This is a genomic window from Novosphingobium sp. BL-S-21, from assembly GCF_055521655.1.
The window spans coordinates 2582607-2594089 of sequence record NZ_CM145496.1; the positions used below are offsets into that span (position 1 = coordinate 2582607).

An 11483-nucleotide genomic window follows, 5' to 3' on the forward strand; every position below is an offset into this window, starting at 1 on the left:
CGAAGGACCACTTACGCCCATGAAACATAGTGTTCCTGTCGCCGAAGCACCCCTGACAGGGAGCCCGGCGCTGATCCGCGGCGAGCGTATCGCGCTCGTCCATGACTGGATTCCCCTGATTGCCGGGGCGGAGCGCGTGCTTCAGCAAATGGCGCACTGCACGCCGGGCAGCGACATCTTCACGCTGTTCAACTTCCTTCCCGAGGAAGTCACGCGGGAGTTCTTCGGCGCCGATCACAGGATACAGACGTCCGGTCTTAACGATCTGCCGCTGGTGGAGCAGTATTACCGCTTCCTCCTGCTGCAATCGACCCGCGCGATCGAGGCGTTCGACCTGACCGAGCACGATGTCGTGCTCAGTTCCTCCGCGGCCCTGGCCAAGGGCGTGATAACCGGCCCGGGTCAGTTGCACGTCAGTTACGTCCACAGTCCTGCCCGTTATGCCTGGGATCTTACTCATGAGTATATCGCCACGGTCGGCGGCACGCTCGGCGGGCTGAAACGGGCGGTTGCGCGCGAGATGATGCATCGCTTCCGGCTCTGGGACATGCGCACCGCGCAGAGCGTGGACCATTACCTGGCAAATTCGCAGTTCATTGCCCGGCGCATCTGGAAGATCTACCGCCGCGAGGCGCAAGTGATCTATCCGCCCGTCAATACCGGCAACTTCGTGCCCGGTACGGCATCGCGCGGCGATCATTTCGTCACTGCTTCGCGTCTGGTGCCCTACAAGCGCGTCGAGATGATCGTGGAGGCCTTCAATCGCCGCCCGGACCTGCGCCTGAGAGTGATCGGCGACGGGCCGGACATGAAGAAGATCCGCCAGATTGCCGGCTCCAATATCGAGATCCTGGGGCACGTCCCATTCGAGCAGTTGATCGCCGAATTCCAGACGGCGCGGGCCTTGGTCTTTGCGGCGCTGGAGGATTTCGGGATCGTTCCGGTCGAGGCACAGGCCTGCGGAACCCCGGTCGTGTGCCTGGGCAAGGGCGGCACGGCCGAGACCGTGCGGCCCCTGGGCAGCAGCGGGGCGACGGGCGTGTGGTTCGAGGATCAGACGGTGGAAAGCCTGGTCGGCGCAATCGACATGTTCGTCGAGGGCGAGGGCGATATCCGCGCCGAGGATTGTATCGCCAATGCCGCCAGCTTCGGTGAGGAACGGTTCCGCCAGCAGTATTCGGACTGCGTCAATAGTCTCATTAGCTGATCGACTTTACGGGATCTGTCTTCGCTACCAGTCGACAGATCCCGGACGCGCGCAAATTTGAACCGGGAGCGGTCTTCGTGGCGGCTCCCGGTTTTTCGCATCTGCGCAGGCGGTCGGCGTTAAGGCGCTGAAAAGCGTCGGCGAGAGGTTGGATAGCGCATTGCGAATCCACCGGATCGACAGGGAGCGAGGGGCTGCAATCGGTTTTACTGTCGACGCGATCCGGCGTCTTTCCGGCTACTGCGATGGAAAGGCTTGAAAGTGCGACGAGAGGGGCCGGATCGAGGGCAAATTCCCGGTTCGCAATTTGCCCTCCATTGTGCAGCGCGGTATGGTCGAAGAAGACGATTGACCTGTATAGCGCAGTTCCAGGAGGACTCATGACGCAGAGAGACGTGCAGCCCTTCGCCATCGCCAGCCGATTGCTGGCCGCTACTTCGCCTGGGAGCTGCAGTTAAGGAACGGGCTCTTTCAGGACTGCATGTGATGCGGTTCTTCTGAAATATCTCAGTATAAGTTCTGTCATTGTAATTCTTACCAGTCGAGTTGTTGATAGTAACGTCAGCCGGGTCGCAGACCGATGCCGACGGAATGCTCCATGGAAGCCCTTTCGATTGGGCGAGACTTGCGAAAGCAGACATTTTCGCATCCCGATCTGCAATCATAAGGAAGAAGCTCTGTCTGGGTCGTTAGCTGAGAAACGCACGGTCTTCGTGCCGAAAGCCCGTCCGGGAAGCCGCACGGTGCAGGCCGGAATCCTCGTTCTTGTCGGACTGCTGTTCGGCGGCGGCGGGTCCGGCGCGGGCCTGGCCAACCTGGTCGTCCAGCTTGCAGGCCTGGCGATCCTGGCCATCAACGGTCCGGCCGTGGCCGCTTTCTTCCGCACTGCTCCGCGCGGGCTCGTCGTGCTGGTGGCGCTGACGCTGCTTCTGCCGCTGCTTCAGCTGGTGCCGCTGCCGCCCGCGATCTGGCAGGCGCTGCCGGGCCGGGAATTCGTGGGGCAATCGCTCGACCTCACCGGCGGCAGCGATGTCTGGATGCCGTTCTCGCTCGACCCCAATCGCACGGCCATCGCCTTCTTCGCGCTCTTGCCGGCGCTCGCGATCCTCGTCGTCGCCTGGCAGCTGGGGCGCGAAGACAAGCGCCAGTTGCTCATGCTGGTGGTCGCTTGCGGGCTGATCGTCGTGCTGCTCGGCGCCCAGCAACTGGCGACCGGCAATCGCCACCTCGTCTTCTACGCCGAGACCATCGGCTCGCCCGATCTCCAGGGCACTTTCGCCAACCGCAACACCGGCGGGCTCATGCTCGACATCGCATTGGTGGCGCTGGTGGCGGTGTTCCCGCTGCGGCAGATCCGCGCGATCTGGACGCTGGGCGGCATGGCGACCGCGGTGCTGCTGATCGTGGGCGTCGTGCTCACCCGTTCGCGCACGAGCATGCTGCTTCTGCTGGTGCCCGCCGCGCTGGCCGCCTGGCGCTGGGTGCGCTGGCGCCGGCCGACCCTGACCCGCCGAACCGCGATCGCCGTGGGCGCCGTGGTGCTGGTCCTGGCAGGCGCAGCCAGCCTCCTGGCGAACAACCAGCGCGTGCAGAGCGCGTTCGGACGCTTCGACGCGGTGGAGGACGAGCAGCGCCCGCTGATCTGGAAGGACACCGTGGCTGCATCGCGCCGTTACTGGCCGGTCGGCAGCGGGATCGGCTCCTTCGACGATGTGTTCCAGGCCGACGAGGCCCTGGAAAACCTCAGCTATGGCCGCGCCCAGCGTGCGCATGACGACTTCCTGGAGGCCACGCTGGAATCCGGCCTGGTGGGCATTGCGCTGGTGCTGGGCTGGGCCTTCGTGCTCGGACGGCTCGGCGTGGCGGCGCTGCGCCGTGGCGGCATCGGGCTGGCAGGCGTGGGCACGTTCGCGCTGGTCGCGCTTCAGTCGATCACCGACTACCCGCTGCGCAGCCAGACCCTGCTCTGCCTTTTCGCGCTGATGGCCGCGCTGCTGATCGGCGCGGAGCGGGACGAGGCCGAAAGTCGCCGCGGCGCGCCTGAACAGGGGGGTAACAAGGGCGCCAGAAGCCGGCCGGCCGGCAGGTCCGGAAGCAGGGGCACAGGCGGGCGTGGGGGCCGGTCCGGGCAGGAGGACGGCTTGACCGCCTTCGCCTCATCAGAACGGGTTTCCTGAACCTATGAACGAACTTCGGGTCAATAACCGCTCGCGTGGAAACAATAGGATGGCGGGACATATCTTGAACGATGCTTTTCTCGATCGGGTCGGTCTCGAAGGCCCCTCTCACGGATTTCCCCAAGGGGCTTCCCATGGCGAGCTTTACGGCGAGGAATCCGGGCCGGACCTGACCGCGCTGCTCAAGACCATCATGGGGATGGTCCGCCGCAACATCGCGCTGATCGCGGCCATCGTGGCGGCAACGCTGGTGCTGGGCGTGATCGTCACGCTGCTGATCGCGCCGCGCTACAGCGCAGGCGTGCGCGTGCTGATCGAGGACCAGGCCGACCAGATCATCGAGGGCAGCGAGCTTCAGAAGGTCACCAACGTCCAGGACGCCGAGCGCTTCCTGCAGACCCAGCTCGGCATCATCCAGAGCCGCTCGCTGGCCGAAAGCGTGGTCGAAAGCGGCCGGCTCGATCGTGATCCCGCCTTCTACGAAGCGATGGGCACCGACATGCCGACGCAGGAAGACGTGCTGAAATCGGGCGGGACCAAGAAGCTGGACCAGCTTCGCAAGGAAAGCGCCATCGATTCGCTGCTCGGCAGCCTGACCGTGACGCTGCCGCCCGACAGCCGCATCGTCAGCATCAGCGTCAGCAGCCGCAGCCCCGGTTATTCCGCCAAGCTGGCGCAGCTCTATGGCGAGCGCTACATGGAGCGGAATCTCAACCAGAAGTACGACAGTTCCTCCTACGCCCGGCGTTTCCTGGCCGACCAGCTGGACGAGGCGCGCGCCAAGGTCACTCAGTCCGAGCGCGATCTCAACCAGTATGCCAGCGCTGCGGGCCTGATCCGCGTGACCAGCCAGGGGCAGGACGGCAACCAGGAATCGGTGCTTTCCGTCACCAACAACACGCTGGTCCAGCTCAACGATGCGGCGGCCAAGGCCACGGCGGACCGCATCGCTGCGCAGGATCGCTGGCTGACGCTGGCCAAGGCCGCGCCGCTGGCTATTCCCGAAGTCAACGCCAATCCGGCCGTCTCCACGCTCCTGGCCGAGAAGGCCAAGGTCGAGGCGGACCTTGCCGAGGAACGCACCCGCCACCTCGACGATTTCACCACGGTGAAGTCGAAGCAGGCGGAAATCGCCGAATACGAGAGCCGCATCGGCGCCATCTCGGATTCCATCAAGAAGTCGGCCTATCTCGAATACAAGTCGTCGCAGGAGCGCGAGAAGTCGTTCTCGGGCCAGGTCGAATCGCTGCGCGGCGAAGCGCTCAAGGAGCAGGACCGCGGCGTTCAGCTGGCCGTGCTGAAGCGCATCGCCGATACCAACAAGACGCTCTACGACACCCTGCTCTCGCGCTACAATCAGCTCAACGCCACGGCCGGGGCCTCGTCCAACAACCTGACGCTGGTCGACGGCGCGGAAGTGCCCGCCAAGCCCTACTCGCCGCGTCTGCTGGTCAATATCGTTGCCTCGCTGGTGCTGGGCCTGGTGCTGGCCGCCGGTGCGGTGCTGCTGCGCGAGATCTTCGACGATGCGATCCGCTCGCCCGAGGATGTCGAGCGCAAGCTGGGCATGCCGCTGCTGGGCCTGATCCCGCTGGAAAAGGGGGGCGATGTCGCCAGCCACTTCGACGACCGCCGCTCGCGGGTGAGCGAGGCCTATCGCTCGCTGGTCACCAACTTGCGCTATTCCACCGCGACCGGCCTGCCGGAAGTGCTCATGGTCACCAGTTCGCGCGAATCCGAGGGCAAGTCCACGACTGCCCGCGCGGTGGCGCACGACATCGCCGTGCTCGGCAAGCGGGTGCTGCTGGTGGACGCCGACTTGCGGCGCCCGACGCTGCACAACTTCATGAGCGACCGGAAGGCAACAGGCCTGACCGACGTGCTGACCGGCGAAAAGACCTTCGATGCGGCCCTGCAGCCCACTGAGGTGGCCAGCCTCAGCTACATGTCGGCACTGCCCGCGCCGCCGGATCCCGCGCTGATCCTCTCGGGCGAGGGGCTGCCGCACTTCATGGAGGAAGCGCGCCGCAAGTTCGATGTGGTGGTGATCGACTCCCCGCCGCTGCTGGGCCTTTCCGATGCGGCGCTGCTGGCCAACCATGCGGACGGCGTGCTGTTCATGGTCGATGCCTCCAGTTTCCATCGCGGCGCGGTGAAATCCGCGCTGCGCCGCCTGGCCCTGATCAAGGCCAACATGCTGGGCGTGGTGCTCAACCGCTTCGACCCCAAGGTGGGCGGAGAGGACTACAACTACTATGCCGCAAGCTACTACAGCTACGGCGAAAAGGACTGACGCGGGATGACCTCGCTGATCGGTCGCACGGCGTGGATCGCCATCCTGGCCCTGGCCGCCATCGTGGCGGTGGGCGTGGAGATGGACCGGGAAGGGCGGCGCAATTTCGCCGTGGCCCAGCTTGTAGCCCGCTTCGTGCCGGCCTCGCTCCAGTCTTCCTCGCTGGAATCGCTGGCTCACGAGGCTTACGACAGCGGCGATGCGGCAAGGGGTGTGGCACTGTCGCAAGCCTTCGTGCGCCGCCGTCCGGTTCCTTCGGAAGGGCTGGCGCTGCTCGCTTACGGGCAGCTTCAAAAGGGTGAGCAGGACGCCGCGCTGCGTTCGGTGGTCCTGGCGGGCGATCGGGGCTGGCGCGACCGCTTCACGCAGGAGACGCTGGTGATGCTGGCGCTCCAGGCCGAGGAATGGAGCATCGCCGCCCAGCGCACCGTGGCGCTCTGGCGGATCGGGCTCAACGACGATCGCCTCAAGGACATGACCGCCGACCTGCTTTCGCGCCCTCAGGGGGTGGATGCCTTCGCCGCGCAAGTGGGCCAGGAGAAGTACTGGGCCAACGCCTTCCTGCCCTGGGCCGGTACCGCGATCAGGCCCGAGGCGCTGAAAACGGTGGCCTCCACCATGGCCCGCAAGGGCGCCAGGGTGGACTGCGCCGCGCTTTCCCCGCGCACGCTGATGCTGGTCCGCTCCGGCCGCGCCGAAGCGGCGTCTATCCTGTGGCAGAACCTCTGCGCGAATGGACACTTCACACGGGCCGCCGATTTCGCCTTCCGCGAAGACCTGGGAGACGGCGCGCCGATCGGACCGTTCGACTGGCAATATCCCGAGGAATCCGGGCTGGATCGCAGCTTCACCGGCAGCAAGGCGGGCACCGTTTTGCATTACCGCAACCGCGAGCCGCTGCGCAGCGTGATCGCCAAGCGCAATGCGCTGCTGGCACCGGGCAACTACCGCGCCCGGATGGACGGGGCTGCTCATGCGGAAGCGGGCTTCCGGCCCATCGTCCTCCAGATCGTCTGCTATGCCGAGGATGGCACGGCGCGGCGTCTCGGCGATGCGGAAATGACCTCAGGCTCTACCGATTTCTTCATTCCGGACACGTTCTGCGCGAGCCAGGAACTCGTGATCCTCTCCGGCCGGGGCGAAGGCGAGATCGGCAGGCTGGAGATCGACCCGGCCTAGAGCGCCTTTTCGATGTGATGGTCCCGGCTCGGCGTCTTGCCCGGTTTTCCGCTTCGGAAAGGAACGACCCTGATGGGGCGAAACCGCCAAGTCGAGAGAGAATTCGGTTAAGTACCTGCCCGAATGGCTGACTTGCCGACCGGGCGGGGGACAAGGATAACTTCCCCAAAGTTCATAAGGAAATGGAAGCGCCATGAAGATTGCGATGGTAGGTTCGGGCTACGTCGGCCTTGTCTCGGGTGCCTGTTTTGCCGATTTCGGCCATGAAGTGGTCTGCATCGACAAGGACGAGACCAAGATCCAGCGGCTGCTCCACGGCATGATGCCGATCTACGAGCCGGGCCTTGCCGAGCTGGTGGAATCCAATGTGGCCGCCAAGCGCCTTTCGTTCACCACCGACCTGGCCGAAGGCATTGCCGGCGCGCAGGCGATCTTCATCGCCGTGGGCACGCCTTCGCGGCGCGGTGACGGCCATGCCGACCTCTCCTACGTCTACGCCGTGGCGCAGGAAGTGGGCGAGCACCTTTCCGGCGATGCCGTGATCGTCACCAAGTCGACCGTGCCGGTGGGCACTGGCGACGAAGTGGAACGCATCATCCGCGCATGCAATCCGCCGCACCGCGTTGCCGTGGTCTCCAACCCCGAATTCCTGCGCGAAGGCGCTGCCATCGGCGACTTCAAGCGGCCCGACCGCATCGTCATCGGCGCCGAGGACGATTTCGGCCGCGATGTCATGCGCGAGGTCTACCGCCCGCTGTTCCTCAACGAATCGCCGATCCTGTTCGTCAGTCGCCGCTCGTCGGAACTGACCAAATATGCCGCCAACGCCTTCCTGGCCGTGAAGATCACTTTCATCAACGAGATGGCCGATCTTTGCGAGAAAGTGGGCGGCAACGTGCAAGACGTGGCGCGGGGCATCGGCCTCGACAACCGCATCGGCGGCAAGTTCCTCCACGCCGGACCCGGCTATGGCGGCTCCTGCTTCCCCAAGGATACCCTGGCCCTGCTCAAGACGGCGGAGGACTACGACAGCCCGGTCCGCATCGTCGAGGCGGTGGTCAAGGTCAACGATGCCCGCAAGCGCGCCATGGGACGCAAGGTGGTGGATGCCCTGGGCGGCGTGGACGAAGCGCGCGGCAAGCGCGTGGCCATGCTCGGCCTGACCTTCAAGCCCAATACCGACGACATGCGCGATTCGCCGTCGATCGCCATTGCCCAGACGCTGGCCGATGCCGGGGTGACGGTGGCCGCCTACGATCCCGAAGGCATGGAGCAGGCCCGCCCGCTGATGCCCGAAGTGGAGATGAAGGAAGATCCCTACGCCGCGATCGAAGGCGCCGACGCTGTCGTCCTGGTGACCGAATGGGACGCGTTCCGCGCGCTCGACCTTGTCCGCATCAAGGCCATCGCCAAGGCGCCGGTGCTGGTCGACTTGCGCAATGTCTACAAGCCCGAGCATGTCCAGGAAGCGGGCTTCACTTACCTCTCGGTAGGACGCGGCACGCGTCCCAAGGAAAAGATCCGGAACGACGGGGAACAGGCACCCAGCCCCGTGCCGGCCTGATGCGTTTCGCCTGAGTTGCCACCGGCCGAACCCGGATCCGAGCCAGTCTCGGGTCCGGGCCAGGTTCGGCCCCGATGTCTGTCATCCGGGCCGGCATTCTTTCGGCAGAACACATCCCTTGCCATTGGACAGCCTCCGGGGCGGGCCATGGACCATGTTCTTCAAGGCGTCGTGATGCCTTGCACCATGCGGAATCTGTCGTCGTTCGAAGGGGAGCCTGTCCGATGTCGCACGTCAGGATATCCATGCCCATGCTGGCGCTGGTTCTTGCCCTTTCGGCACAAGCGGCCGGGGCGCAGGCGCCGCAAGGCCTGGCCGACCTCGTCGGTGCCCGCGCCGCGGGCGGCGAAACAGAGCTGCGCGCCCGCGGCTACGAACGCGTCAAGGCCGAGAAAAGCGACGACCGCAGCTACACTTACTGGTGGAGCGCTTCCCGGTCGCAGTGCCTCTCGGTCGCGACGAAGGAGGGGCGTTACGATTCGATCGTCGCCACCCCGGCGCCGGACTGCGGACGCAGCGCCGGCAGCGGGATTGACCGCGACCGCTCGGCCTATCACCCCGATATCGGCTACAACGCCGCCGCCCCTTCATCGCAGCGCCAGTCGCCCAGCTACGTCCAGGACCGCGACCGCTATCAGGTGGAGGGCCAGAACGTGGACTTCGGGCTGGTCTGCTTCGGGGACGGCACCCGTCCCGGCATGGCCACGAGCTACGGCTGGACGTGGAACAGCCGCACCGAGCGATACGACTACGGCAATCGCACGGAGATGACGGGGCAGCAGTTCGACGCATCGCTGATGGTGCAGCTCTGGTCCGGCGGTGGGCGCATCCGCCTGCGGAAGAAGCTGGTCCCGCCGATCAACAGCCGGGGGCAGGACGGCTGGTGGGACCTCTACGATGTGGAGCAGGGGCCGGACATGATCCGCGCCAGGTATCGGCTCAACGGGCTGAACAAGCCGCAGGTCACCATCGACCGCCGCAGCGGCCGGATCAGCGTGCAGGGCACTGCGCCTTATGCTTTCAGCGGTATCTGCGATCTGGTGGATGGCAGCGATCACCGCCGCTTCTGAAGCCCTGCGGTAATTCCGGGAGGGTTTGGCGCGGCGATGAACCGCGCCGATCCTGGCGGCTTTCAGTCTTGCGGGCGTCTCGTCCGCCCCATCAGATCAGGGCGAAGTGCTGCACGATCTGCCGATCCAGCGGCTCGGCGAAGCGGACGGAAAGGCTGCGTGAATCGCGCCGCGTGGCCGTGGCCGCGAACGGGCCTATGGCGCCGATCCAGAGCGTGAGATCGCCCTCGATGCTGGCGGCCGGGGCATCGGTCTCCACGGCGCAGCCAAGGCTGGCGAGATCGGAAATGCGCACCGCGGTGGAACCGCCAGCGCTGACGCACTCGCCATAGAGAGTCGTATTCATATTCATTCTAGTGCCTGTTCTTCTTGGGTCCGGTTTCCCGGATCCCTTTCTGGTCATCCTGCAGCCCGCGGCTTTGCCGCGTGACCTTGCGGAGTCGCCTCCGCATTTCCCTTTCTAGCGAGTTTAGAGGTCAGATTGGTGGCAGGCGAGTTACGTTTCGCAAATGACAGGCGATTTCATGATGGATGACCGTTCTTCCGGGTCGAACTGAAACGTCAGGCCACTTCGTCCTGCCTGGTCGTACTGGTCCGCTGTGGGGGCTTGCCTTCCAGCGCTTTCACGAAGTCCTCGCGCCAGCGCTGGACGTCATTGTCGCGCACGGAAGCGAGCAGCTTGGCGTGGCGTTTGCGGCGTTCGGCCAGCGGCATGTCGAGCGCCTTGCGAATTGTTTCCGCAACGTGCTCGATCGAATGGGGATTGACCTGGAGTGCGTCCTTCAGCTGATGCGCGGCGCCCGCGAACTGCGAAAGGATCAGCACGCCGGGGTTCTCGGGATCCTGCGCCGCGATATATTCCTTGGCGACGAGGTTCATCCCGTCGCGCAGAGGCGTGACGAGGCCGATGTCCGCCGCGCGGTAGAACCCGGCGAGCTGGTCGCGCGGATAGCCGCGGTTGACGTAGCGGATCGGCACGAAGGCGACATCGGCATAAGCGCCGTTGATGTGCCCGGTCTTGCGCTCCAGGTCCTCGCGGATCTGCTGATAGCTGGCGACGTCCCCGCGCGAGGGGGGCGCGATCTGGAGCAGCACGGCCTTGCCCGCATCGTCGGGATTGTCGGCCAGGAACCGGCCGAAAGCCTCGAAGCGCTCGCCAAGGCCCTTCGAATAGTCGAGTCGGTCGACGCCGATCAGGATCTTGCGGCCGCGCACGCTGGACTTCAGCCGGTCATGCGCTTCCTTGGCCCCCGGACCGGCGGCGGATTCGGTGAATTCCGCGAAGTCGATGCCGATCGGGAAGGCGCGGGCGATGATCTTGCGGCCCTGGTACTCGACGGAATTGTCGAGATTGACCTTCAGGCCCATTTCCTTCTGCACATAGTGCAGGAAGCTTTCCAGCCATTCGGTGTTCTGGAAACCGATCACATCGTATTCCAGCATCGAGGCCACGAGGCGTTCGTGGAACGGCAGCGAAACCAGCAGGCGCGTGGGCGGCCAGGGCGTGTGGAGGAACAGGCCCATGCGGTTCTTCACGCCCTTTTCGCGCAGCTGCGAGCCGAGCGGGAGCAAGTGATAGTCGTGGACCCAGACCAGGTCCTCGTTCTCGATCAGCGGCAGCACCGAATCGGCGAAGCGGGCATTCACCCGTTCATAGCCTTCGCCGAAATTGCGGTCGTATTCGGTCAGGTCGATGCGGTAGTGGAACAAGGGCCAGAGCGTGCGATTGGCATAACCGTTGTAGTATTCCTCGATATCCTGCGGTTCGAGGTCGATCGTGGCGGTGGTGATGCCGTCGTTGCGCTGCATGTCGAGGTGGCCGGTGAAGTCCTCGGTCTCCTGCCCGGACCAGCCGAACCATATGCCGCCATGTTCGCGAAGTGCGGAGTTGAGCGCCACCGCGAGCCCTCCCTGCGCCCCGGCGGCCCCAGCCGCCTTGGGAACCGAGACCCGGTTCGAGATGACGATCAGTCTACCCATTTACATTCCCCTG

Annotated in this window: 8 protein-coding genes; 6 read left to right on the forward strand and 2 right to left on the reverse strand. The window is 65.1% G+C overall.

What is annotated here, in order from left to right; all coding sequences use genetic code 11:
* The first annotated feature begins 19 nt into the window (after nucleotides 1–19).
* The 6 genes from ACZ1J6_RS20790 to ACZ1J6_RS20815 all read left to right on the forward strand — a co-directional run bounded on the left by ACZ1J6_RS20790 (nucleotide 20) and on the right by ACZ1J6_RS20815 (nucleotide 9490).
* The gene (locus ACZ1J6_RS20790; protein ID WP_134093961.1) at nucleotides 20–1207 is read left to right on the forward strand and encodes a glycosyltransferase; all 1188 of its coding nucleotides are present in this window, start codon (nucleotides 20–22) and stop codon (nucleotides 1205–1207) included.
* 743 nt (nucleotides 1208–1950) lie between these two features.
* Nucleotides 1951–3384: an O-antigen ligase family protein gene (locus tag ACZ1J6_RS20795; protein ID WP_465127961.1), complete on the forward strand. Its 1434-nt coding sequence runs from the start codon at nucleotides 1951–1953 to the stop codon at nucleotides 3382–3384.
* 64 nt (nucleotides 3385–3448) lie between these two features.
* Nucleotides 3449–5677 carry a GumC family protein gene (locus ACZ1J6_RS20800; protein ID WP_166675218.1) on the forward strand — a complete coding sequence of 743 codons (2229 nt, stop codon included), beginning with the start codon at nucleotides 3449–3451 and terminating at the stop codon, nucleotides 5675–5677.
* 6 nt (nucleotides 5678–5683) lie between these two features.
* Nucleotides 5684–6856, forward strand: coding sequence for a hypothetical protein (locus ACZ1J6_RS20805; protein ID WP_132268396.1), 1173 nt, complete (start codon nucleotides 5684–5686; stop codon nucleotides 6854–6856).
* A gap of 193 nt (nucleotides 6857–7049) precedes the next feature.
* Nucleotides 7050–8420, forward strand: coding sequence for a UDP-glucose dehydrogenase family protein (locus tag ACZ1J6_RS20810; protein ID WP_132268398.1), 1371 nt, complete (start codon nucleotides 7050–7052; stop codon nucleotides 8418–8420).
* A 224-nt stretch (nucleotides 8421–8644) separates the two neighbouring features.
* Nucleotides 8645–9490 carry a hypothetical protein gene (locus tag ACZ1J6_RS20815; RefSeq protein ID WP_465127962.1) on the forward strand — a complete coding sequence of 282 codons (846 nt, stop codon included), beginning with the start codon at nucleotides 8645–8647 and terminating at the stop codon, nucleotides 9488–9490.
* Nucleotides 9491–9581: 91 nt separating this feature from the next.
* Here ACZ1J6_RS20815 and ACZ1J6_RS20820 read toward each other — a convergent pair whose 3' ends face one another.
* Both ACZ1J6_RS20820 and otsA read right to left on the reverse strand, forming a co-directional pair.
* Nucleotides 9582–9836 (reverse strand): hypothetical protein, encoded by a 255-nt coding sequence (locus ACZ1J6_RS20820; RefSeq protein ID WP_465127963.1) that lies wholly within the window; start codon nucleotides 9834–9836, stop codon nucleotides 9582–9584.
* 215 nt (nucleotides 9837–10051) lie between these two features.
* Entirely contained in the window at nucleotides 10052–11470 is a 1419-nt protein-coding gene (gene otsA / locus ACZ1J6_RS20825; RefSeq protein ID WP_132268399.1) for an alpha,alpha-trehalose-phosphate synthase (UDP-forming), read from the reverse strand.
* Nucleotides 11471–11483: the final 13 nt, after the last annotated feature.

What these genes read in the sequence shown, in the direction of transcription:
- ACZ1J6_RS20790 (WP_134093961.1), top strand. Translation starts at nt 20, where the DNA reads ATGAAACATAGTGTTCCTGTCGCCGAAGCACCCCTGACAGGGAGCCCG.
- ACZ1J6_RS20805 (WP_132268396.1), top strand. Translation starts at nt 5,684, where the DNA reads ATGACCTCGCTGATCGGTCGCACGGCGTGGATCGCCATCCTGGCCCTG.
- ACZ1J6_RS20810 (WP_132268398.1), top strand. Translation starts at nt 7,050, where the DNA reads ATGAAGATTGCGATGGTAGGTTCGGGCTACGTCGGCCTTGTCTCGGGT.
- ACZ1J6_RS20815 (WP_465127962.1), top strand. Translation starts at nt 8,645, where the DNA reads ATGTCGCACGTCAGGATATCCATGCCCATGCTGGCGCTGGTTCTTGCC.
- ACZ1J6_RS20820 (WP_465127963.1), bottom strand. Translation starts at nt 9,836, where the DNA reads ATGAATACGACTCTCTATGGCGAGTGCGTCAGCGCTGGCGGTTCCACC.
- otsA (WP_132268399.1), bottom strand. Translation starts at nt 11,470, where the DNA reads ATGGGTAGACTGATCGTCATCTCGAACCGGGTCTCGGTTCCCAAGGCG.